Genomic DNA, 21,371 nt, shown 5'->3' with positions numbered 1-21,371 from the left:
GCGATCTGCGCCCCCTCTCACGCAAGCGGGAGAGGGGAACCGGCCTCACGCCACGATATCGTAGCGGTCGAGGTTCATCACCTTGGTCCAGGCCTTGGCGAAGTCCTGCGCGAACTTCTCCTTCGAATCCGAGGTCGCATAGACCTCGGCGAAGGCGCGGAGCTGCGAGTGCGCGCCGAAGATGAGATCGGCGCGCGTGCCGGTCCACTTCACCGCATTGGTCTTGCGGTCGCGTGCCTCGTAGCTGCCGTCGGCGACCGGCGTCCATTGCGTGCTCATGTCGAGCAGGTTGACGAAGAAGTCGTTGCTGAGCGTACCCACCTTCGACGTGAGGACGCCGTGCTTCGAGCCGTTTGCGTTGGCGCCGAGCACGCGCAGGCCGCCGACCAGCACCGTCAGCTCAGGTCCGGTCAGCTTCAGAAGCTGCGCGCGATCGACGAGGGCTTCCTCCTCCTGCAGGAACTGATGCTTCTTGCCGACATAGTTGCGGAAGCCGTCGGCCCGCGGCTCGAGCGGCGCGAAGGACTCCGCATCGGTCTGCTCCTGCGAGGCATCCATGCGGCCCGGCGTGAAGCCGACCTTGACGTCGACGCCGCCATCCTTCGCGGCCTTCTCGACCGCAGCCGTGCCGCCGAGGACGATGAGGTCCGCGAGCGAGACCTTCTTCGCGCCTGACGACGCGTTGAAGTGCTTCTGGATCGCTTCGAGCTTGCCGAGAACCTTGGAGAGCTGAGCCGGCTGGTTCACCTCCCAATCCTTCTGCGGGGCCAGGCGGATGCGCGCGCCGTTGGCGCCGCCGCGCTTGTCCGAACCACGGAACGTCGAAGCCGACGCCCAGGCGGTCGAGACCAGCTCGGACACCGAGAGGCCCGACGCCAGGATCTTGCTCTTCAGCGCCGCGACGTCCTGGTCGCCAACCAGCTCGTGATTCACGGCCGGAATCCGATCCTGCCAGATCAGCGCTTCCTTCGGCACCAGCGGGCCGAGATAACGCTGGATCGGGCCCATATCGCGATGGGTCAGCTTGAACCAGGCGCGGGCGAAGGCGTCCGCGAACTGATCGGGGTTTTCCAGGAAGCGGCGCGAGATCTTCTCGTAGGCCGGATCGAAGCGCAGCGAGAGGTCGGTCGTCAGCATCGTCGGGCGATGCTTCTTCGACTTGTCGAAAGCATCGGGAATGATCGCGTCGGCGCCCTTGGCCGTCCACTGATTCGCGCCGCCCGGGCTCTTCGTCAGCTCCCATTCGTACTTGAACAGGTTCTCGAAGAAGTTGTTGCTCCACTTCGTCGGCGTCGTCGTCCAGGTCACCTCGAGACCGCTGGTGATGGAATCCCCCGCGAGACCCGACGCGTGCTTGCTCTTCCAGCCGAGGCCCTGATCTTCCAGCGCGCCCGCTTCCGGCTCGGGACCGACCAGCGACGGGTCACCCGCGCCATGGGTCTTGCCGAAGGTGTGGCCGCCCGCGATCAGCGCGACGGTCTCTTCGTCGTTCATCGCCATGCGGGCGAAGGTCTCGCGGATGTCCTTGGCCGCGGCGACCGGATCCGGCTTGCCGTTCGGGCCTTCCGGATTGACGTAGATGAGGCCCATCTGCACCGCGCCGAGCGGCTCGGCGAGCTGACGCTCACCGCTGTAGCGCTCATCGCCGAGCCAGGTGCCTTCCGGACCCCAATAGAGCTCTTCCGGCTCCCAGACGTCGGCGCGGCCACCCGCAAAACCAAACGTCTTGAAGCCCATCGATTCCAGCGCGACGTTGCCGGCGAGCACCATCAGATCGGCCCAGGAAATCTTGCGGCCGTATTTCTGCTTGATCGGCCAAAGCAGCCGGCGCGCCTTGTCGAGGTTGGCGTTGTCGGGCCAGCTGTTCAGCGGAGCGAAGCGCTGCTGACCGGCGCCGGCACCACCGCGACCGTCGGTGATGCGGTAGGTGCCCGCGCTGTGCCAGGCCATCCGGATCATGAGGCCGCCGTAATGACCGAAGTCGGCGGGCCACCATTCCTGCGAGTCTGTCATCAGAGCGGTCAGGTCCTTGATGACCGCATTCAGGTCGAGCGACTTGAATTCCTTGGCATAGTCGAATTCCTTGCCCATCGGGTCGGACAGGTCGGAATTCTTGTGCAGCACCTCGACGTTGAGCTGCGTCGGCCACCAGTCGCGGTTCACGCGCGTGGGTTTTCCGCCCGAAAACGGGCACTTCGAAGTGTCGTCCATGAATACCTCCTCTGGCGGCGTCGAACTCGCGCCCTTGACCAGGTAGAACCACTCTAAGCTCCGCGTTCGATCAGGTGAAGTTGACTTTAATGATCGCTGCAATAAGATTTTCTGATGCTCAACGTCACTCTGCGGCAGCTCCGGTATTTCGATGCGCTGGCGCGTCACGGTCATTTCGGCCGCGCGGCCGAGGCCTGCTCCATCTCGCAACCGGCCTTGTCGATGCAGATCAAGGAGTTGGAGGAAGCGCTCGGCGGCCTGCTGCTGGAACGCAGCGCGCGCCAGGTGGCGCTGACCCGGTTCGGCGAGGAACTCGCGCAGCGCGTCCGCGACATTTTGCGCTCGGTCGATGAGCTCGGCGATTTCGCCCGCGCCTCGCAGGATCGTTTCGCGGGCCGCTTACGCATCGGCATGATCCCGACCATCGCGCCCTACCTCCTGCCGAAGATCACCAAGAATCTCACGCGCATGCATCCGGAGCTCGACATCCGCGTGCGTGAAACCATGACGCCGCGGCTGATCCAGGAGCTCGTCGAGGGCCGGCTCGACACCGCCATCGTGGCGCTGCCGGTGTCGGAGCCTTCGCTCACCGAGGTCGCCCTGTTCGAGGAGAAATTTTTGCTGGTGCGGCCGGGCGCGGATGAAGGCACGCCGGTGCCGTCGCGCGAGATGATGCGCGAGATGCGGCTTCTACTGCTCGAGGAGGGGCACTGCTTCCGCGACCAGGCGCTCTCCTTCTGCAACATGCAATCGGCACCGCCGCGCGAGATGCTGGATGCCAATTCACTCTCGACACTGGTGCAGATGGTCAGCGCCGGCATCGGAGTCACCTTGATCCCGGAGATGGCGGTACCGGTGGAGACGCGATCGGCCTCGGTCTCGCTGGCGCGCTTCCGTGACCCCGAGCCGTCCCGCACCATCGGCATGATCTGGCGCAAGACCAGCCCGCTGGCGCGGCAGCTGCTGCAGATTTCCGAGGTGGTGTGCCTGTCGGCCGGCAAGGTGCGCGCGCGCCAGAGCGTACGCAACCATCGAGCTTGAGGCCAGATGTCAAATCCCTTCATCCGCTCCGCCCGCCCGGACGAATACGACGAGATCGGCCGCGTATGGATGGAGAGCTGGGTCTCGACCGGGCTTGCCGAGCCGACCGACTTCCTGCTGGCCAATTTGCGCGCGCGGATCAGGCGCGAGATCGACAACGGCTGGAGCCTGTTCGTCGCCGACGACAACGGCACGATCGCTGCGATGCTGGCACTGCATCTGCCCAAGCTCTATCTCGACATGCTCTTCGTCGCGCCCGCCTATCAGGGTCAATCGCTCGGACGGCAACTGCTCGCGTTCACGCGGACGCAGATGCCCGATGAAATGTACTTGCGTTGCGTGCGCGAGAACGAAAAAGCCTGGCGCTGGTACGAGCGCGAAGGCTTTGTGTTTGAGAAGGAAGAGGTCGAGCCGTCGAACGGGTTCGTGATGAAGTATTACCGGTGGAAGCGACAGCGGCCAACGGATAGGTAGCGGCACGCGGGTGCAGCTTGCGGTTGTCACCGTCCTAATCTAGGGTGGCGTGATCGATATTCTCCCGCTGCTGATGCCCTGGAATCCATGATTCGATTTGCTGCTCCCGCGATCGTTTTGCTGTCTTCTCTAGCTCTGGCAGCAGTTCAAACTCCTCCTGCGACCACCGCGCCACCCACGCCTCTCTCAAAGCCGACCGTCAAGAAAGCGGCGACGAAGCCGAAAGCTGCGGCAGTCAAATCGGCCGAGCAGATGAACAGCGGTCCGTGCCGTCTCGGCGTAATCTCGGCAATCGGCGAGCATTACTCCGTACAGAAGTTCGGCGTCACAATCTTCGAGGCGGAAGCAAAAGAGGTCCCGATCGACTGGGGCCTGGATGATCTCGTTTTTGCGCGCGTGCGCGCGTCAACGAACAACGATTCCTCGATACGCAGGATCGCTTATCCCAAGGGCGCCTTCGATCCCTTCTATCATGCGAAGGCGATCTTCTTCCCGGACCCCAAAGAGACTCTGCCGGTGATCGTGAAGGGGTTCACCGCGAATGCGAATTGCGATCGCTATCTCGTCGCAACCACTTTCAAGACGAAGCTGCCGAACTCGAACATGACGCTGAACGGCATCGGCACCTACAACCAGGGGCTCGGCAGCTTGATTCGGCACTCACACCTTTTCGCCAATGTTGCAATCACGCTGATTGACGGCCGCAGCTACGAACAGATCAAGCGTCCCCTTACGGATATCGGCGCGAACCTCGCCACAAGCATGCGTCTGTTTGAAGACCCGATCACGAAGCTCGACAATTCGCTGTTCCCAGATCCGCCCGAGACAGCTTCGACCAACGCGGCGTTGCGCGAGAGAACGCGTGCGCTCGTCTTAGAAAGGCTCGACCGGAGCCTCCCCGGCTATCTAAAGGAAGACTAACGCGATCGATTCGCTGAACTCGTTCGAGTTGACCCAGATGTCGCCCGCGGAACGCCGTCTCCGCCCAGGCGTAGTGCGTTGCGGATTCAAAGCAAACAAGCAATGAATGAGCCTTGTCTCTTACACCTGTGGAAGGTCCGCTTGCATGATCAAGCTCTATTGGTCGCCCCGCTCGCGCTCGTTCTCGACGCTCTGGCTGATGGAGGAGAGCGGCCTGCCCTATGAGCGCGTGCTGACCGACATCTCGACCGGCGCGCAGAAGGCGCCGGACTATCTCAAGATCAATCCGATGGGCAAGGTGCCGGCGCTGACCGACGGCGATGCGGCGCTCGGGGAAGCCGCGGCCATCTGCGCCTACATCGCCGACCGCTATCCCGAGACGAAGCTGGCGCCCGCCGTGACCGATCCGCGCCGCGCGCGCTATCTGCAATGGCTGTTCTTCTCGCCGGGCTGCATCGAGCCCGCCATCATCCAGATTTTCACCAAGATCGAGATTCCGACCTCGACCGCCGCGTGGGGCAGCGCAACCCAAGTCTTCGACGTGCTGGAGGCTGCGCTCGCGAAGGGACCGTGGATTCTCGGCGAGGAATTTTCCGCCGCCGACATCGCGGTCGGCTCCGGCCTGAATTTCGCGGTGCGGCTGTTCAAGATGGTGCCGTCGCGCCCGGCCTTCGAGGCTTATCTCGCGCGTTGCATGGTACGCCCGGCGTTCCAGCGCGCGGAGGCGATCGCGGCAGGCTAGAGCGCGTTTTCGAGCGAAGTGGACGCCAGTTCGCGTCAAGAAAACGCGTCAAAAACAAGAGCCTAGAGCCCCGTTCCGATTCCATCGGAACGGAAATGGCTCTAGTCCGGCGCCTTCAAATCGTCTGGCCGCGGCATCAGGACGATGTTGTAGCCGGAATCGACGTAATGAACCTCGCCGGTCACGCCGCCGGAGAGATCCGACAACAGATACAGCGCGGAGCCGCCGAGGTCGTCGAGCGTGACGCCGCGGCGGAGCGGCGAATGCTTCTGCATGAAGGCGAACATCGCCCGCGCCTCGCCGATGCCGGAGCCGGCGAGCGTGCGGATGGGGCCGGCGGAGATGGCGTTGACGCGGATGCCGCGCGGTCCGAAATCGGCGGCGAGATAGCGCACGGAGGCTTCCAGCGCCGCCTTGGCCACGCCCATCACATTGTAATTCGGCATCGCGCGCTCCGATGCGCCGAACGTCAGCGTGATCATGCTGCCGCCTTCCGTCATCAGCTCGGCGGCGCGTTTTGCGACCTCCGTGAACGAGAAGCATGAGATCACCATGGTCCGCGAGAAATTCTCGCGGCTGGTGTCGGCATAGCGACCCTTCAGCTCGTTCTTGTCGGCAAAGCCGATTGCATGGATGACGAAATCGAGATTGCCCCATTTCTCGCGGAGCACCGCGAAGGTGGCATCGACACTGGCGATGTCCTCGACGTCGCAAGGCAGCACCAGGTCCACGCCAAGCTGCTCCGCCAGCGGCTTGACGCGCTTGCCGAGGGCCTCGCCCTGGAAGGTGAAGGCGAGCTCCGCTCCGTGGGCATGCAGCGTCCTCGCCATGCCCCAGGCGATGGAATGATCATTGGCGATGCCCATGATCAGACCGCGCTTGCCTTGCATCAAACCTTCCATTGCCGCCATCGCTCCTATTTTCGACGTCATCGCCCGCGCCGGCGGGCGATCCAGTATTCCAGAGACCGTCGTGATAAATAGAGAAGCCGCGGCGTACTGGATGCCCCGCCTTCGCGGGGCATGACAAGGTCAGAGATCACGCATCCAGCCGGCTGAACACCAGCGTGGCGTTGGTGCCGCCGAAGCCGAAGGAGTTCGACAGCACGGTGCCGATCCTGACGTTGTCGATGCGCTTGCGCACGATCGGCATGTCGGCGAAAACAGGGTCGAGCTCCTGGATGTGCGCGCTCTCGCAGATGAAGCCGTTGTTCATCATCAGCAGCGAATAGATCGCCTCCTGCACGCCGGTGGCGCCCAGCGAGTGGCCGGTCAGCGCCTTGGTCGCCGAGATCGGCGGGCACTTCTCGCCGACGCCAAAGACCTTTCGGATCGCCTCGATTTCCGGCGGATCGCCGGCCGGCGTCGAGGTCGCGTGGGGGTTGATGTAGTCGACCCTGGTCTTCACCGTCGACATCGCCATGCGCATGCAGCGCTCGGCGCCTTCGCCCGATGGCGCGACCATGTCGTAGCCGTCCGAGGTTGCGCCGTAGCCGACGATCTCGCCATAGATGCGCGCGCCGCGCGCCTTGGCATGCTCGAGCTCTTCCAGCACCAGCACGCCGGCGCCGCCGGCGATGACGAAGCCATCGCGGTTGACGTCGTAGGGACGCGAGGCCGTGGCCGGCGTGTCGTTGTACTTCGAAGACATCGCGCCCATGGCGTCGAACAGCACCGACAGCGACCAGTCCAGCTCCTCGCAGCCGCCGGCGAAGATGACGTCCTGCTTGCCGATCTGGATGGTCTCGTAGGCATTGCCGACGCAATGGTTCGACGTCGCGCAGGCCGAGGAGATCGAATAGTTCACGCCCTTGATCTTGAACCAGGTTGCAAGCGTCGCGGAGGCGGTGGAGGACATCGCCTTCGGCACCGCAAACGGGCCGACGCGCTTGGGTCCCTTGGAGCGGGTGATGTCGGCGGCTTCGACGATGGTGCGCGCCGAGGGACCGCCGGAGCCCATGATGATGCCGGTACGGATGTTGGAGACTTCGTCAGGCGACAGGCCGGAGTCCTGGATCGCCTGCTCCATCGCGACGTGATTCCACGCCGCACCCTGGCCGAGGAAACGCATCGCGCGGCGGTCGACCACCGTCGAAGGATCGAGCGTCGGCTCACCTTGCACCTGCGAACGGAAGCCGAGCTCGGCATATTTCTCAGCCCGCGAAATGCCCGACTTCGCCTCGTGAAGGCTCGCAAGCACTTCCTGGGTGTTGTTTCCGATGGACGAGACGATGCCCATTCCGGTGACCACAACCCGCCTCATGACAGCCTCGCCTCAATCGTTGTCTTCTTGGTGATGCGCTCAGCCCAGGCTCGTGCCCTGCTTGAACAGGCCGACCTTCAGATCCTTTGCGCGATAGATAATCTGGTCATCGACCGAAAGCCACCCGTCGGCGATACCGAGCACGAGCTTTGACCGCATCACGCGCTTGATATCGACGTTGTACACAACCTTGCGGGCCTCGGGCAGCACCTGGCCGCCGAACTTCAGCTCGCTCAGGCCGAGCGCCCGGCCCCGGCCTTCGCCGCCGATCCAGCCGAGGTAAAAACCGACCATTTGCCACAGCGCATCCAGGCCAAGGCAGCCGGGCATCACCGGGTCGTTCTTGAAGTGGCAGCCGAAGAACCAGAGGTCAGGCTTCACGTCGAGCTCGGCGCGCACGAGACCCTTGCCGAACTCACCGCCATTGTCGGTGATTTCCGTGATGCGATCGAACATCAGCATCGGCGGCAGCGGCAACTGGGCATTGCCCGGACCGAACATCTCGCCACGGGCACAGGCCAGCAGATCTTCGTATTCGTAACCGTTGCGCCTGTTCAGCATTGACGAGCCTCTGTTCAAATTCCGGTTGAGCGGCGTTTTTTGGCGAAAATGGGCCCCGTCTCGTTCGGAGAGCAACGCCAATTGCCACCGCCGGCCGCGACTCGCGCAAGCCCCGGATGGACTGCGAACCAAGCCTCCTCGCCCGGCTGCGCCAAAACCGGCTAAGCGGAACCGCGCGCTCTCTAACACAGGCCATTTCGGGTGGCAAAGCGCATCCATGAAGGTAAAATGACGCGCTCCCAACGCAGTTCCAAGCCTGATTAGAACCTCTCTAGTTGCGAGAAACTTGCATCTGCATCTTTCTGTTCTTATGTTACAGAGAGATATTGTTCACGTGTGCCCGAAATCTGGAAATGAGCGAGAATACCGCGTCCCATCCCGACGACGACGCCCACACCGCGGCCCTCCTGTCCGGCCGCCAGCCGGCCCTGACCGGCTGCCCGTGGCACGACGTCAATGAAATGCTCCAGTCAGCGGGGCTCCGTCCGACGCGCCAGCGCATGGCGCTCGGCTGGCTGTTGTTCGGCAAGGGTGCACGTCACCTCACGGCTGAAATGCTCTACGAGGAGGCGACGCTTGCCAAGGTTCCGGTGTCGCTGGCGACCGTCTACAACACGTTGAACCAGCTCACCGATGCCGGCCTGCTCCGCCAGGTCAGTGTCGACGGCACCAAGACCTATTTCGACACCAACGTCACGACCCACCATCACTACTACCTCGAGAACAGCCACGAGCTGGTCGACATCGAGGATCCGCATCTGGCGCTGTCCAAGATGCCGGAGGTGCCCGAGGGTTACGAGATCTCGCGCATCGACATGGTCGTGCGCCTGCGCAAGAAGCGCTGAGCATCAGTATAGAACTGCTGAATTCGTCATCTTGGCCGGGCTTGTTCCGGCCATTGTTATTTGACCGTCATTCCGGGGCGGTGCGCAGCACCGAACCCGGAATCTCGAGATCCCGGATTCGATGCTACGCATCGCTCCGGGATGACCCTTCGGGTCAATTCACCTGCTCGTCCGAGTAGACGCCCCAGAGGCGCTCCTGCTGGATCCAGCCGTCAAAACCGTTGCCGATGACGCGGCACCAGTTTGCGGCGCACTTCTTGACCTGCGTGACGACGCCGGCCTGGAGCTTTGCCGCAACCGCGCTGTCGGAATCGGGCCGATCGTAGATCGGGGCGAGGTCGTCCTTGTGCTTCATGGTGACGACCGCGGTGCGGCGTCCCGACAGCAGCGAGTGATAGACCCAGCCCTCGGCGCCTTCGGAATCGCGCACCCGGCGCCAGTTCTCGAACTCGGCGGTGATTTCAACCGGCAGGCCGGCGCGGGTGTAGACCCAGGCGACGTCATTGTCCTTGGTCGGGCCGGCGCGAACGTTCACGTGATCCGATTTGAGGCTGACATAGCGCGGCACCGGCAAGCCGCTGGCGGTCTGCGGGGTATTGTCCTTCGCCGAATGCGAGGGGCCGACCGAGGCGCTCAACCAGGTGCAAACGAGCGCCATCACCGAACAAAAACGCCCCAACGCCATCAACCCGTCTCCTGTCGAAGACCCGGCCTTGCCCGATCCTCACCCCAAATTCCAAGACCCCTGCCGCGCCTGCCCCTTTCCCGCCCCACGCGGGTGTTCCCGAAGCCTTGACCCGTGGTTCTTGTCTTGGCCCGGCCTTCTGCTAGAGAGGACGGGCACTTGAACAACCAGTTTGCCCCGATTTTCCGGCCGGAAATGTCGGGAGAACTTGGAGGAAACGCCGGGGACGGACACGGCAAGGGCAGTGTCGGACAACCGGGTTAATGAGGCCTCAACGACCGGCCTTTGGCGACAGAGGCGGCCTGCGACGCCTCATGAGAGCAGGACATGTCGGTGAAGAAAAAGCCCCTCGTCGTGGTGACGCGCAAGCTGCCGGATTCGATCGAAACGCGAATGCGCGAGCTGTTCGACGCGCGGATCAATCTCGAGGACACACCGATGTCGGCCGAGCAGATCGCGGAGGCCGCGCGCACCGCCGAAGTGCTGGTTCCGACCGTGACCGATCACATCAGCGCCGATGTCGTGAACCAGCCCGACTGCAAGCTCCGCCTGATCGCCAATTTCGGCAACGGCGTCGACAATATCGACGTCGCGGCCGCCCATGCCCGCGGCATCACCGTCACCAATACGCCGAAGGTTCTGACCGAAGATACCGCAGATATGACCATGGCGCTGATCCTCGCGGTGCCCAGGCGGATGATCGAAGGCGCCTCGATCCTGACGGAGGGGAAACCCTGGGCTGGCTGGTCGCCGACCTGGATGCTCGGCCACCGCATCGGCGGCAAGCGTCTCGGCATCATCGGCATGGGCCGCATCGGCCAGGCGGTCGCGCGCCGCGCCCGCGCCTTCGGCCTTCAGATCCACTATCACAACCGCCGTCCCGTGGCGCCCGTCATCGCCGAAGAGCTGGGCGCGACCTACTGGGAAAGCCTCGACCAGATGCTGGCGCGGATGGACATCATCTCGGTGAACTGTCCGCACACGCCGGCGACCTATCATCTGCTCTCGGCGCGGCGGCTGAAGCTGATCCGCAAAGACGCCTACATCGTCAACACCGCGCGCGGCGAGGTGACTGACGAGGACACGCTGATCAAGCTGATCGAAGGCGGCGAGATTGCCGGCGCCGGCCTCGACGTCTACGAGCACGAGCCCGCGGTCAATCCGAAGCTGGTCCGGCTCGCCAAGGCCGGCAAGGTGACGTTGCTGCCGCATATGGGCTCGGCCACGATCGAAGGCCGCGTCGAGATGGGCGAGAAGGTGATCATCAACATCCGCACCTTCCTCGACGCCCACAAGCCGCCGGATCGCGTGCTGCCGAGCATGCTGTGAGGCGCTGCGCGCAGGGCTCGCAGAGCTGAACGGAGCGGCCGGCGTATCGCGGCCGCTCCGAGCCAAGTCACTGCTTCGCCAGGGCGGCCAGGATTGGGCCGGCTTCGGCGTCTTCCACGCATGGAGTGACGGTGATCTCCATCACGTTGGCCCATTGGGCATACCATTGGTACATGGCCTTCGGGTCGTTGCTCTCCGAAATTGCAAAGCCCGTCCCATTCATTCCATGCCAGCGGCCGAGCATCTTCACGCCGTCCGGTGGTGCTCCCCCTGTCTTCAGGAATTTTTCGATTGCAGAGTCGATCAAGTTCGGCGGCAATTTCCAGCTCGAGATGTACTTCATAGCAATCTCCATCTGAAATATCCGATTTGCCTTGCGGCGCCGCGAATTCAATCACGAAGAGAGACACTTGCAAGTGTCTATTTGGGCCGTCCCGATCCCCATCAGGGGACGGCATAGGCGACGCGCCGAGCACGACTGTTTCCGCCCGGCAACGGGAGCAGTCGCTTCGCTCGGTCATCGCCAGTGCCGTGCCACGCGCCTACTCGCGATGGATGCCTAGATCCTCGATCACAGGCCCATCGCCGTTGAGCGGGTTGGCGGGATCGCGCGCGTAACGCAGCGTCTCGAAGCGCATGGCGCGTGCGTCGATCATCAGAAGGCGGCCGACGAGGCCGTCGCCGAAGCCGACGATCTCGCGGATCGCCTCCAGCGCCATCATCGAGCCGAGCACGCCCGCCAGCGCCCCCATGACGCCGGCCTCCGCACAGGCCGGAACGGTTCCCGGTGGCGGCGCTTCCGGAAACAGGCAGCGGTAGGTCGGATTGAACTCGCCCTGCTCGTTCGTCTCATGCGCGCGGATGGTGGTGAGCGAGCCGTCGAAGGTGCCGAGCGCCGCCGTGATCAACGGCCGCTTGGCGAAGAAGCAGGCGTCGGAGACGAGATAGCGCGTCGAGAAATTGTCGGAGCCGTCGAGCACGAGGTCGTAGTCGCCGATCAGGCTGAGCGCATTGTCGGCGTTGAGCCAGGTGGCGTGGCCGACGAAGCGGACATGCGGATTGAGCGCCGAGATGCGTTCGGCGGCGCTCTCGACCTTGTGCCGGCCGATGTCGGGTGTCGTGTGGATCACCTGACGCTGAAGGTTGGACAGCGACACCACGTCGTCGTCGACCACGCCGAGCGTGCCGACGCCGGCCGCGGCCAGATACATCAGCGCGGGCGCGCCGAGGCCGCCGGCGCCGATCACCAGCACGGAGGCCCGCTTCAGCGCGGCCTGGCCGGGTCCGCCGACATCGCGCAGCACGATATGGCGGGCATAGCGTTCGAGTTCGTCCGGGCTCAGCATCGTCTTAAGTCTCTCCTACCGAGCCATCGCTCTATCCCCTCATGGTGAGGAGGCGCGTCAGCGCCGTTTCGAACCATGGTGGCTCGGCCGCGGGCCTGAACCACCCCAACATTGTTCGCGACCAACGAGATGTGCTTCAATGGCTTGGCGTTCAATGGGCTGGCTGGATTTGTCATGAGATCGATGCTTGCGGCAACCTTGATGTGTGCGGCTGCCACGGCTGCGAACGCCCAGATGACGACGCCGCAGATTTCCGGCAGCAAGCCGAAGACGGTCCAGACCGTGCCGATCCAGCCACCGGCGATGCAGACGCCGGCGGCGACGGCGGATGCCATGGCAAAAGCCGAGCGGCTGGCGCTGCAATCCGACCTCGCCTGGGTCGGCCAGTACAACGGCGCCATCACTGGCGACGTCAGTGAGCGCATGGTCAACGCCATCAAGGAATACCAGAAGGCCAAGGGCGGCAAGCCGACCGGCGTGCTCAACCCGCAGGAGCGCGCAGCGCTCGCCGAGACGGCGCGAAAGAAGCAGGACAGCGTCGGCTGGAAGATCGTGACGGAGCCGACCAGCGGCGCCCGGCTCGGCATCCCCGGCAAGCTGGTGCCGCAGCAGGCGAGCGACGCCAACGGCTCGAAATGGACCTCGCCGACCCGAACCGTGCAGGTGCTGCTCAGCCGCCGCAAGGAGGCGAACCCGACCTCGGCGAAGCTCGCCGATCTGGAGAAGGAGCCGTCCGGGCGCAAGGTCGACTACACCGTGGTGAAGCCCGACTTCTTCGTGCTGTCAGGCTTGCAGGGCCTGAAGAAGTTTTACGTCCGCGGCACCTTCAAGGGCGACGAGGTCCGCACCATGACGATCCTCTACGACCAGGCGACCGAGAACACGGTCGAGCCGGTCGTGATTGCGATGTCGAGTGCGTTCAATGCGTTCCCGTCGGGACCGCAGGCCGGACCGCCGCCGCGCAAGACCGTCGAATACGGCTCCGGCGTCGTCGTCAGCGACGATGGCGCGATCGTTGCCGACCGCCTCGTCACCGACAGCTGCCTCGCGATCACGATCGCCGGCCATGGCAATGCCGACCGTCTTGCCGAGGACAAGGAGCGCGGTCTCGCGCTCCTGCACATCTACGGCGCACGCGGCCTGAAACCGTTCAGCCTCGCTGGCGGCGCGGCAAGGACGAACGTGGATGTCGTCGGCATCGCCGATCCGCAGAGCCAGGGTGGCGCGGGCGGCGTGTCGATCGTCAAGGCGACGCTGGCGCCGGGCCCGAGCAGCGGTTCCGCGCTGTCCCCAGCGCCGGCGGTCGGGTTTTCCGGTGCTGCGGCGATCGATGGCGACGGCAAGTTCTCGGGCATTGCGCTGTTGAAGCCGGCGATGCTGGCGGGCCCCGCGACATCGGTGCCGGCCTCGCAAGCCGTGATGGTGTCCGCGGATGCCGTGCGCGATTTCCTGAAAGCCAACCGGGTCACGGCGAACGGCACGTCGACGGACGCAAAGGCCGCCGTCGTGCGCGTGATCTGCGTGCGCAAGTAGCATGTTGCGGCGTCTCGTCTCACCTTCCGCGGCGGCAGCGACTGCGCTGCTGAGCTTTTCGGCCTGGGCAGAATCGCCAGCGGTGCCGACGCCGAAAGTGGAGGAGGTGATGGTGAAAGTGGCGTTGCTGACGCTCAACGACGCCAATCTCACCGGAAACTACAATGTCCTCTATGCCAAAATGGCGAGACCGTTTCGCGAACGCTTCTCGGATGCCACGCTGAAGCAGGCATTCGCAAGCTTTGCCGGGCATCACATTGACGCCATTGCCGGCATGCCGATCGTGACCACCGAACAGCCCAGGATCGACGACAATGGCGCGCTGTTGTTGCGCGGCCATTTCGACACGACTCCCTCGCGGCTGAGCTACGCGCTGGACTACGCCATGTCGGAAGGCGAATGGAAGTTGATCACGATCGACGTCAAGATACGATCGCTCCAGACCAATGCGAGCGCAACCGACCTGGTTGCGCGCGCCGCCGCGGACCTCGCGGGTCGCGGCGGACAGAAATGAGAGCCGTCAGGCAAGCCTGAACCTGATCCCGCTCTTCGCAAGGCCGCCCGAAATGCCCACCGGCGTACCGTCGGCGCGCCAGCAGGCAGCGCCGGTCATGGTGCCGTCGTCATGGAAGGCGATACCATTCATGCCGCCGGCGACCGTTGCAACAGGCTGCACCTTGTGGCCCAGCGCTGCGAGCTTCGCCCGCACGCTCTCCGGCACCGCCTGCTCGACCTCGAGCGCATTGCCCTCGGTCCAGACCCTGGGCGCCTCCACCGCCTCCTGCAGGCTCATGCCGTGGTCGATCAGGTTGACCAGCGCTTGCATCGCGCTCGGGAAGATGCGCTTGCCGCCGGGTAACCCCAGCGCAAAGCGCAGCTTGCCGCCATCCAGCGCCATCATCGGGGACATCGAGGTCGTCACGCGCTTGCCAGGTGCGAGCGACAGTGCGTGGCCCGGACGCGGATCGAACAGATTCATGTAGTTGTTGGCGATGGCCCCCAAGCCCGGGATCATGATCTTGGCGCCGAACAGATTGTTGATGGTCTGCGTCGTCGCGACCACGTTGCCGAAGCTATCGGCCGCCGTCATATGCGTGGTGTGCGCGCCCTCGAATTGCGACACGCCGGCGCCCCAGGCCTGCGCCCGTGCGGGATCGATCGCACGGCGGCGCTCCTCGGCATAGGCTTTCGAGGTCAGCTTCTCAACGGGCACGCCGACATAATCAGGATCACCGCTGGCCGCGGCGCGATCGGCGAAGGCGATCTTCAGAACTTCGGCGAGATAGTGGATCGTGTCGGAGGTGCCGAAGCCGAGGGCGCCGATGTCGTAGCCTTCCAGAATGTTGAGCATCTGCGCGATATGCAGGCCGGACGCGGCGGAAGGCGGCGGGCAGAGGATGGTCCAGCCGCGATAGTCGGCCCGGATCGGCTGCCGCTCGACCGTCTTGTAAGTCTTGAGATCATTGCGGCGGATGAAACCCCCGGTCTTCTCCATGTAGTCGACGAGGATATTGCCGAGCGGTCCTTCGTAGAGCGCCTTCTCGCCGTGATCGGCGATGGTGCGCAGCGTCTCGGCATATTCGGCCTGCACCACGCGCTCGCCGACCTTCAGCGGCTCACCGGCAGGCAGGAAGATCGCGGCGATCGGCTCGTCCTTGCGCATTTCATCTGCGCTCTCGCTGATGCACTCGTGCAGGTACGGTGTCGCCGCATAGCCGCGGGTGGCATGCTTGATCGCGGGCTGCATCACGTCGGCGAGGCTCATGGTGCCGAACCGGTGCAGCGTCTCGCACCAGGCCTTGAGCGAGCCCGGCACCGCGACGGCCTTCGGCCCGTTGAGATTCTCGTTGCCGATGGTGTCGAACACGTCATGCGCCGAGCCCGGCTTCGAGGTGTAGGTGGTGTCGCGCACGGAAGCGGGCACGATGCTCTGGCCGTCGATGAATCGGTGGCTGCCGTCGGCCAGCCGGATATGCGCCATGCCGCCGCCGATGATGCCGACCATCATCGGCTCGACCACGGTCAGCGTGAACAGGGTCGCGATCGCGGCATCGATGGCGTTGCCGCCGGCGGCCAGCATCTCGGCGCCGGCGCTGGAGGCCAGGGGGTGATTGCTGACCACCATGCCGCGGCTGGAGAGCGCCGGCATCTTCTGGCATTCAAAGGTGGTTGCCGTCCGGTCGCGCCAGTTGCCGCTCATCTCGCCTGCCCTTTTCATTCACGCCGGCGACCACATCACACGTACGACTACTGGTCCAGTAATGGTACGGATTAGCTGGCATTCCCTATTCCGCCATCATCACGACCGTTGATTCGGACCACCGCGATCCCCCTTTGGATCGGGCCGGCACGTCCTGAGCGAGAAGAGCTCAGCATCCATGGATGCACGTTCGCGTGGCGTATTCCTGACCCAAGCACTCCAAAGGATTGATTTTCAAATGCACACGATCGTACTGGCCACCCAAAAGGGCGGCAGCGGCAAGAGCACGCTCGCCATCGGCCTCGCGCTGGCCGCCAAGCAGGCCGGCTTTTCCGTTCGCCTGATCGAGACCGACCCGCAGGGCACCCTGTCCAACTGGCAACGCCGCCGCACCACGGACGATCTCGTGGTCGAGCCGATCTATCACGCCGCCGACATCCAGCCGCGCCTGAAGATGCTGGCCGACAGTGGCCTCCAGCTGGCGATCGTCGACACCGCGGCCGGCCTCAGCGCGGCGACCACCGCCGCGATCCGCCATTCCGATCTCTGCCTGATCCCGGCCCGCCCGAGCGTCGCCGATATCGAGGCGACCGTCTCGACGCTCAGCGTCGCGCGCGCCTGGAAGCGGCCCTATAGCTTCGTGCTGAACCAGACGCCGATCCGCGGTCAGCGCATCGACAATGCCGCGGATGCGCTCGCCGACGAGGCTTCGCTCGATCTCGCTGACGCGCTCGCGCGCCCTCTGATCGTGATGCGCAACGATCACCAGGACGCGCTCGCGAGCGGCCTTGCGGTGAGCGAGTTCGCGCCGAACGGCAAGTCGGCAGACGAGATCCGCGGCCTCTGGCACTGGATCGAGAAACGTCTCGAGCTTGGCACCACGACCAATGTGCTGATCGACCAGGTGATGTCGGCTGCGGACGGCATGCTGCATGTCGCCGCCGATCTTGCGGCAGACGAGGCCACGACTCTGGCGTCCTGAGCGGGACAATCGCTCGGACGGCAGTCGGCCCTTCACCATCCGGAAGGGCCCCGGCGACGAAGCAATCCGGCCACCAGCCCGGTCTGATTGCTTCGCTTCGCGCTTTCATGACCCCGCGTAGCCAGGATGAATCGCAGCGCAATCCGGGCTACGTCACTTCTGACATTTCGGGCACCAGAAGGTCGAGCGGCCGTTCTGGGTGAAGCGCCTGATCGTGCCGCCGCAACGCGGCGTGGCACATTTCTCGCCTTCGCGATCGTAGACCTTGAACGAGTGCTGGAAATATCCGAGCTCACCCGAGGTCTGGCGATGGTCGCGCAAGCTGGAGCCGCCGGCCTTGATGGCATCGTTCAGCACGGTGTGGATCGCACCGACCAATCGCTTTGCATGATCGGTCGGCTCGCCTCCGGCAACGCCTTTGCGTTGTCCGGACTTCGTCGACAAGGTCGCGGCGATCCGACGCGGCGACAGATGCGAGCGGTGCAGCGCCTCGCAGACATAGATGTTGCCGAGCCCTGCCACGACGCGCTGGTCGAGCAGCGCGGCCTTCAGGCTGGTGGTCTTGCCGGCGCAGGAGCGCGCCAGCATCGCGGCGTCGAATTCGTTGCCGAGCGGCTCGGGTCCAAGCCCGCGCAGCAGCGGCTCGTCTTCAAGCGCATTGCGCGCGATCACTTTCATGTAACCGAAGCGGCGCGGATCGTTGAACACGATGTCGGCGCCGGACGACATCCGAAACAGCACGTGGTCGTGCGTGGAATCCTTGGCCCGCGGATAGTGAAACTCGCCAGGCCGAATGTCATTGCCCGGCTTGATGACACGGAACGAGCCCGACATGCCCAGATGCATCAAGAGCACGTCGCCGGAGCCGAGATCGGCCATGAGATATTTTGCACGGCGGCCGAGGCCGGTGACGACCTGCCCCTCGAGCCGGGCCACGAAGTCGGGCTGGAACGGAAAGCGCAAGTCCGGCCGGCGGGCCTCAGCATTGAGGATTTTCGCACCCTCCATGACGGGCTGAAGGCCGCGGCGGACGGTCTCGACTTCGGGCAATTCAGGCATGGTCAGGCATTCACCTTATGAGGGCGGTGTGATAGCGCCATTGCGGCGGGCAGGCTATGGTCCGCCTCGCGGAGTAGAGTAATGGATCGGCCGGGCGAAACCACGCATTTTGGCTTCAAAGACGTCCCCCTGGGGGACAAGCAGACGCTGGTGAACGATGTGTTTCACAGCGTAGCGTCGCGCTATGATCTGATGAACGACCTGATGTCCGGCGGCCTGCACCGGATCTGGAAGGACATCATGATCACGGCGCTCGACCCGCCGAGGAGCGACCGGCCGTTCGCCTTGCTCGACGTTGCCGGCGGCACCGGCGATATCTCGTTCCGCGCCGCCAAGGCGGCCGGCCCCGGCTTCCATGCCACGGTCTGCGACATCAATTCCGACATGCTGGCCGTCGGCCGCGAGCGTGCCGCCAAGCGCCATCTCGACGCCCAGGTCGATTTCGTCGAGGGGAATGCCGAAGCGCTCGCCTTCGCCGATCGCAGCTTCGATGCATATACGATCGCTTTCGGCATTCGCAACGTGCCGCGGATCGACCTTGCGCTGCGCGAGGCCTATCGCGTGCTCAAGCCCGGCAGCCGCTTCCTGTGCCTGGAGTTCTCCACGGTCGAGATGCCGGGGCTCGACAGGCTCTATGATCTGTTCTCGTTCAAGGTGATCCCACCGCTTGGTCGCATGGTCACCGGCGACGCCGAATCCTACCAATATCTCGTCGAATCGATCCGCAGGTTTCCGAAGCCTGCCGCCTTCGCCGACATGATCCGCGAGGCCGGCTTTTCCCGCGTCAGCTGGCAGACACTCTCCGGCGGCATCGTCGCACTGCATTCGGGCTGGCGTTTGTGATCTCTGCTTTCACCCACATTGCGCGCCTGATCCGCGCTGCGTTCGTGTTTGCGCGTGAGGGCGTGTTCGGCTCGGTCGATCCGAGCCTGGTGCCGCCCCCGGGGCAGCTCGCGCTGAAGCTGGCGCGCCTCGTCGAACGGCGCGGCACCAAGCATGGCCCGCGGATATCGCGCGCGCTGACGCGGATGGGCCCGGCCTATCTCAAGCTCGGACAATTCTTGGCGACGCGCCCCGACGTGGTCGGCGTCATCATGGCGCGCGACCTCGAAAGCCTGCAGGACCGCTTGCCGCCGTTTCCGCAGGACGAAGCCGAGGCCGCCATCGCGACATCGCTGGAACGGCCACTGAAGGACATCTTCGTGAGCTTCGGCCCGCCGGTCGCGGCCGCCTCGATCGCGCAGGTGCATCGCGGCGAGGTGTTGCGCGACGGCATTCGGAAGCCGGTTGCGATCAAGGTGCTGCGGCCGAACGTCGCTGCACGCTTCCGCCGCGATCTCTCCGACTTCTTCTACGTCGCGCACAAGGCCGAGGCCTATTCGGCCGAGGCGCGGCGACTGCGCCTGATCGAGGTCATCAACACCATGTCGCGCTCGGTCGCGATGGAGATGGACCTGCGGCTGGAGGCCGCCGCGCTGTCGGAGATGGCGGAGAACACGCAGAACGATCCTGATTTCCGCGTGCCTGAAGTCGATTGGGACCGCACCACGCACAACGTGCTGACGATGGAGTGGATCGACGGCATCGCGCTGAACGACCACAAGCGGCTGGAAGAGGCGCAGGTCGACCTGCCCGATCTCGGCCGCAAGGTGATCCAGAGTTTCTTGCGGCACGCGCTGCGCGACGGCTTCTTCCATGCCGACATGCACCCGGGCAACCTGTTCCTCGATGATGCCGGCCGCCTCGTCGCTGTCGATTTCGGCATCATGGGCCGGCTCGGGATGAAGGAACGGCGCTTCCTCGCCGAAATCCTGCTCGGCTTCATCACCCGCGACTATCGCCGCGTTGCCGAGGTGCATTTCGAGGCGGGCTATGTGCCCGCGCATCACTCGGTCGAGAATTTTGCACAGGCCATCCGCGCCATCGGCGAGCCGATTCACAACCGCACCGCCGAGGAGATCTCGATGGCGCGGCTGCTGACGCTGCTGCTCGAGGTCACCGGCCTGTTCGACATGACCACCCGGCCCGAGCTGATCCTGCTGCAGAAGACCATGGTGGTGGTCGAGGGCGTGGCGCGCGGCTTCGATCCCAAGCTCGACATCTGGAAGATCGCCGACCCCGTGGTGCGCGAATGGATCGAGCGCAATCTCGGCCCGATCGGCCGGGTGCAGGGCGCGCTCGCCGGGACCGGCGACATCGCGCGCGTGCTGATGCGTCTGCCGGAGATCGCCGAGCGTTCGGTGAAGGTGCTGGAGCAGCTCGAGACCATGACCCGGGACGGCATAAGACTGTCGCCGGAGAGCATCGCCGCGATGGGCCGCAGCGAGGGCCGCAAGAACCGCTGGCGCACCGTGGCGCTCTGGATCATCGCCGCGACCTTCATTGGCATCCTGATCGCTGTCCGGAATCTATGATTGCACTGCAATCACGCGGATGATAGCATCGCTATCATTCCGTGCTGGAGGGGCGTCATGGCAAGCCTGACCATCCGCAAGCTCGACGACGCCGTCAAAACCTATTTGCGGCTGCGCTCGGCCAGAAATCGCAGATCGGTCGAGGAAGAAGTCCGGGTCATCCTGCGGGAGCTGATCGAGGGCCGCGAGGAGCCGCTGACACCGTTTGCGGTGCCGCCGGCGTCATCCGCCGCCCCGACGCCGCAGCGCACCGGCGCCCTCCCCGAAGCCAGCGTCACCCTGATCATCGGCGGCGGCATCGCGGCCTACAAATCACTCGACCTGATCCGCAGGCTGAAGGAGCGCCGCATTGAGGTCCGCTGCGTGCTGACCAAGGCGGCACAGCAATTCGTCACGCCGCTGGCGGTCAGCGCGCTCTCCCATGAGCGCGTCTACACCGACCTGTTCGACCCGCAGAGCGAGTTCGACGCCGGCCATATTCGCCTGGCGCGCGACTGCGACCTGATCGTGGTGGCGCCGGCGACCGCCGACCTGATGGCCAAGATGGCGAACGGCCACGCCGACGACCTCGCCAGCGCCATCCTGCTCGCGACCAATCGCAAGGTGCTGCTGGCGCCGGCGATGAACCCGCTGATGTGGAACAACGCAGCGACGCGCCGCAACGTCGCACTGCTCCAGCGCGAAGGCGCGGTGCTGATCGGTCCGAATTCGGGCGAGATGGCCGAAGCGGGTGAAGCCGGTGTCGGCCGCATGTCGGAAGCCATCG

The 21,371-nt window shown here is 64.5% G+C and carries 21 protein-coding genes; 12 read left to right on the top strand and 9 right to left on the bottom strand.

Annotated features, from left to right (window positions below):
- Window positions 1-45 precede the first annotated feature (45 nt).
- A complete protein-coding gene (gene katG / locus IC50_RS11715; protein ID WP_035704284.1) occupies window positions 46-2,211 on the bottom strand; it encodes a catalase/peroxidase HPI in 2,166 nt (721 codons plus the stop codon).
- 114 nt (window positions 2,212-2,325) lie between these two features.
- Between katG and IC50_RS11710 the strand changes: the two genes are divergently transcribed.
- The 4 genes from IC50_RS11710 (at window position 2,326) to IC50_RS11695 (ending at window position 5,389) form a co-directional block, all read left to right on the top strand.
- Entirely contained in the window at window positions 2,326-3,252 is a 927-nt protein-coding gene (locus IC50_RS11710; RefSeq protein ID WP_035704283.1) for a hydrogen peroxide-inducible genes activator, read from the top strand.
- 6 nt (window positions 3,253-3,258) lie between these two features.
- Window positions 3,259-3,726: a GNAT family N-acetyltransferase gene (locus tag IC50_RS11705; protein ID WP_035704280.1), complete on the top strand. Its 468-nt coding sequence runs from the start codon at window positions 3,259-3,261 to the stop codon at window positions 3,724-3,726.
- A gap of 87 nt (window positions 3,727-3,813) precedes the next feature.
- Entirely contained in the window at window positions 3,814-4,647 is an 834-nt protein-coding gene (locus IC50_RS11700; protein ID WP_035704277.1) for a hypothetical protein, read from the top strand.
- 145 nt (window positions 4,648-4,792) lie between these two features.
- Window positions 4,793-5,389, top strand: a complete 597-nt coding sequence (locus IC50_RS11695) for a glutathione S-transferase family protein (protein ID WP_035704275.1) — start codon at window positions 4,793-4,795, stop codon at window positions 5,387-5,389.
- Between the two features lie 101 nt (window positions 5,390-5,490).
- Here the strand turns inward: IC50_RS11695 and fabI are convergent, their stop codons facing one another.
- The 3 genes from fabI to fabA all read right to left on the bottom strand — a co-directional run bounded on the left by fabI (window position 5,491) and on the right by fabA (window position 8,212).
- Window positions 5,491-6,291 (bottom strand): enoyl-ACP reductase FabI, encoded by an 801-nt coding sequence (gene fabI, locus IC50_RS11690; protein WP_035704273.1) that lies wholly within the window; start codon window positions 6,289-6,291, stop codon window positions 5,491-5,493.
- A gap of 136 nt (window positions 6,292-6,427) precedes the next feature.
- Window positions 6,428-7,651: a beta-ketoacyl-ACP synthase I gene (gene fabB, locus IC50_RS11685; protein ID WP_035704271.1), complete on the bottom strand. Its 1,224-nt coding sequence runs from the start codon at window positions 7,649-7,651 to the stop codon at window positions 6,428-6,430.
- Window positions 7,652-7,690: 39 nt separating this feature from the next.
- The gene (gene fabA, locus IC50_RS11680; protein WP_035704269.1) at window positions 7,691-8,212 is read right to left on the bottom strand and encodes a 3-hydroxyacyl-[acyl-carrier-protein] dehydratase FabA; all 522 of its coding nucleotides are present in this window, start codon (window positions 8,210-8,212) and stop codon (window positions 7,691-7,693) included.
- Between the two features lie 353 nt (window positions 8,213-8,565).
- Here fabA and irrA point away from each other — a divergent pair, with 353 nt between their 5' ends.
- Complete coding sequence (gene irrA / locus IC50_RS11675) at window positions 8,566-9,057, top strand: iron response transcriptional regulator IrrA (protein ID WP_035704267.1); 492 nt, start codon at window positions 8,566-8,568, stop codon at window positions 9,055-9,057.
- Window positions 9,058-9,211: 154 nt separating this feature from the next.
- Here the strand turns inward: irrA and IC50_RS11670 are convergent, their stop codons facing one another.
- Window positions 9,212-9,742 carry an SH3 domain-containing protein gene (locus IC50_RS11670; protein ID WP_035704266.1) on the bottom strand — a complete coding sequence of 177 codons (531 nt, stop codon included), beginning with the start codon at window positions 9,740-9,742 and terminating at the stop codon, window positions 9,212-9,214.
- A gap of 327 nt (window positions 9,743-10,069) precedes the next feature.
- On the opposite strand from IC50_RS11670, the gene IC50_RS11665 reads away from it, so the two are divergent.
- Complete coding sequence (locus tag IC50_RS11665; RefSeq protein WP_035704264.1) at window positions 10,070-11,071, top strand: 2-hydroxyacid dehydrogenase; 1,002 nt, start codon at window positions 10,070-10,072, stop codon at window positions 11,069-11,071.
- Window positions 11,072-11,138: 67 nt separating this feature from the next.
- Here IC50_RS11665 and IC50_RS11660 read toward each other — a convergent pair whose 3' ends face one another.
- Window positions 11,139-11,414, bottom strand: coding sequence for a DUF3303 domain-containing protein (locus tag IC50_RS11660; protein ID WP_035704313.1), 276 nt, complete (start codon window positions 11,412-11,414; stop codon window positions 11,139-11,141).
- 199 nt (window positions 11,415-11,613) lie between these two features.
- Window positions 11,614-12,417, bottom strand: coding sequence for a HesA/MoeB/ThiF family protein (locus IC50_RS11655; RefSeq protein ID WP_035704262.1), 804 nt, complete (start codon window positions 12,415-12,417; stop codon window positions 11,614-11,616).
- A gap of 174 nt (window positions 12,418-12,591) precedes the next feature.
- Here IC50_RS11655 and IC50_RS11650 point away from each other — a divergent pair, with 174 nt between their 5' ends.
- Window positions 12,592-13,950: a peptidoglycan-binding protein gene (locus tag IC50_RS11650; protein ID WP_035704311.1), complete on the top strand. Its 1,359-nt coding sequence runs from the start codon at window positions 12,592-12,594 to the stop codon at window positions 13,948-13,950.
- Window positions 13,951-14,032: 82 nt separating this feature from the next.
- Window positions 14,033-14,464, top strand: a complete 432-nt coding sequence (locus IC50_RS11645) for a hypothetical protein (RefSeq protein ID WP_157460956.1) — start codon at window positions 14,033-14,035, stop codon at window positions 14,462-14,464.
- A gap of 6 nt (window positions 14,465-14,470) precedes the next feature.
- Here IC50_RS11645 and ggt read toward each other — a convergent pair whose 3' ends face one another.
- Entirely contained in the window at window positions 14,471-16,150 is a 1,680-nt protein-coding gene (ggt, locus tag IC50_RS11640; protein ID WP_035704257.1) for a gamma-glutamyltransferase, read from the bottom strand.
- Window positions 16,151-16,388: 238 nt separating this feature from the next.
- On the opposite strand from ggt, the gene IC50_RS11635 reads away from it, so the two are divergent.
- Entirely contained in the window at window positions 16,389-17,132 is a 744-nt protein-coding gene (locus IC50_RS11635) for a ParA family protein (RefSeq protein ID WP_035704255.1), read from the top strand.
- 153 nt (window positions 17,133-17,285) lie between these two features.
- Here the strand turns inward: IC50_RS11635 and mutM are convergent, their stop codons facing one another.
- On the bottom strand, window positions 17,286-18,191 hold the full coding sequence (gene mutM / locus IC50_RS11630; protein ID WP_035704254.1) for a bifunctional DNA-formamidopyrimidine glycosylase/DNA-(apurinic or apyrimidinic site) lyase: 906 nt from the start codon (window positions 18,189-18,191) through the stop codon (window positions 17,286-17,288).
- 81 nt (window positions 18,192-18,272) lie between these two features.
- On the opposite strand from mutM, the gene ubiE reads away from it, so the two are divergent.
- The 3 genes from ubiE to IC50_RS11615 all read left to right on the top strand — a co-directional run.
- Complete coding sequence (gene ubiE / locus IC50_RS11625; RefSeq protein ID WP_035704251.1) at window positions 18,273-19,034, top strand: bifunctional demethylmenaquinone methyltransferase/2-methoxy-6-polyprenyl-1,4-benzoquinol methylase UbiE; 762 nt, start codon at window positions 18,273-18,275, stop codon at window positions 19,032-19,034.
- On the top strand, window positions 19,031-20,605 hold the full coding sequence (gene ubiB / locus IC50_RS11620; protein ID WP_035704247.1) for a 2-polyprenylphenol 6-hydroxylase: 1,575 nt from the start codon (window positions 19,031-19,033) through the stop codon (window positions 20,603-20,605). Before ubiE ends, ubiB begins: the two co-directional genes overlap by 4 nt.
- A gap of 57 nt (window positions 20,606-20,662) precedes the next feature.
- Window positions 20,663-21,371 (top strand): flavoprotein (locus IC50_RS11615; RefSeq protein WP_035704246.1); only part of this gene is annotated, 709 nt, incomplete at its 3' end.

Source organism: Bradyrhizobium genomosp. I (2014) (assembly GCF_000261685.1).
Classification (GTDB): domain Bacteria; phylum Pseudomonadota; class Alphaproteobacteria; order Rhizobiales; family Xanthobacteraceae; genus Bradyrhizobium.
Note: the sequence above shows the minus strand (reverse complement) of the source record. Positions and strands in the feature narration are given on the sequence as shown.

Bases quoted from the DNA above. Each gene is read 5' to 3' on its own strand.
- IC50_RS11695 (WP_035704275.1), top strand. From the start codon at position 4,793: ATGATCAAGCTCTATTGGTCGCCCCGCTCGCGCTCGTTCTCGACGCTC.
- katG (WP_035704284.1), bottom strand. From the start codon at position 2,211: ATGGACGACACTTCGAAGTGCCCGTTTTCGGGCGGAAAACCCACGCGC.
- mutM (WP_035704254.1), bottom strand. From the start codon at position 18,191: ATGCCTGAATTGCCCGAAGTCGAGACCGTCCGCCGCGGCCTTCAGCCC.
- IC50_RS11660 (WP_035704313.1), bottom strand. From the start codon at position 11,414: ATGAAGTACATCTCGAGCTGGAAATTGCCGCCGAACTTGATCGACTCT.
- IC50_RS11650 (WP_035704311.1), top strand. From the start codon at position 12,592: ATGAGATCGATGCTTGCGGCAACCTTGATGTGTGCGGCTGCCACGGCT.
- IC50_RS11710 (WP_035704283.1), top strand. From the start codon at position 2,326: ATGCTCAACGTCACTCTGCGGCAGCTCCGGTATTTCGATGCGCTGGCG.
- ubiE (WP_035704251.1), top strand. From the start codon at position 18,273: ATGGATCGGCCGGGCGAAACCACGCATTTTGGCTTCAAAGACGTCCCC.
- fabB (WP_035704271.1), bottom strand. From the start codon at position 7,651: ATGAGGCGGGTTGTGGTCACCGGAATGGGCATCGTCTCGTCCATCGGA.
- IC50_RS11665 (WP_035704264.1), top strand. From the start codon at position 10,070: ATGTCGGTGAAGAAAAAGCCCCTCGTCGTGGTGACGCGCAAGCTGCCG.
- IC50_RS11705 (WP_035704280.1), top strand. From the start codon at position 3,259: ATGTCAAATCCCTTCATCCGCTCCGCCCGCCCGGACGAATACGACGAG.
- irrA (WP_035704267.1), top strand. From the start codon at position 8,566: ATGAGCGAGAATACCGCGTCCCATCCCGACGACGACGCCCACACCGCG.
- IC50_RS11635 (WP_035704255.1), top strand. From the start codon at position 16,389: ATGCACACGATCGTACTGGCCACCCAAAAGGGCGGCAGCGGCAAGAGC.
- IC50_RS11655 (WP_035704262.1), bottom strand. From the start codon at position 12,417: ATGCTGAGCCCGGACGAACTCGAACGCTATGCCCGCCATATCGTGCTG.
- IC50_RS11670 (WP_035704266.1), bottom strand. From the start codon at position 9,742: ATGGCGTTGGGGCGTTTTTGTTCGGTGATGGCGCTCGTTTGCACCTGG.
- fabI (WP_035704273.1), bottom strand. From the start codon at position 6,291: ATGGAAGGTTTGATGCAAGGCAAGCGCGGTCTGATCATGGGCATCGCC.
- IC50_RS11700 (WP_035704277.1), top strand. From the start codon at position 3,814: ATGATTCGATTTGCTGCTCCCGCGATCGTTTTGCTGTCTTCTCTAGCT.
- ggt (WP_035704257.1), bottom strand. From the start codon at position 16,150: ATGAGCGGCAACTGGCGCGACCGGACGGCAACCACCTTTGAATGCCAG.
- fabA (WP_035704269.1), bottom strand. From the start codon at position 8,212: ATGCTGAACAGGCGCAACGGTTACGAATACGAAGATCTGCTGGCCTGT.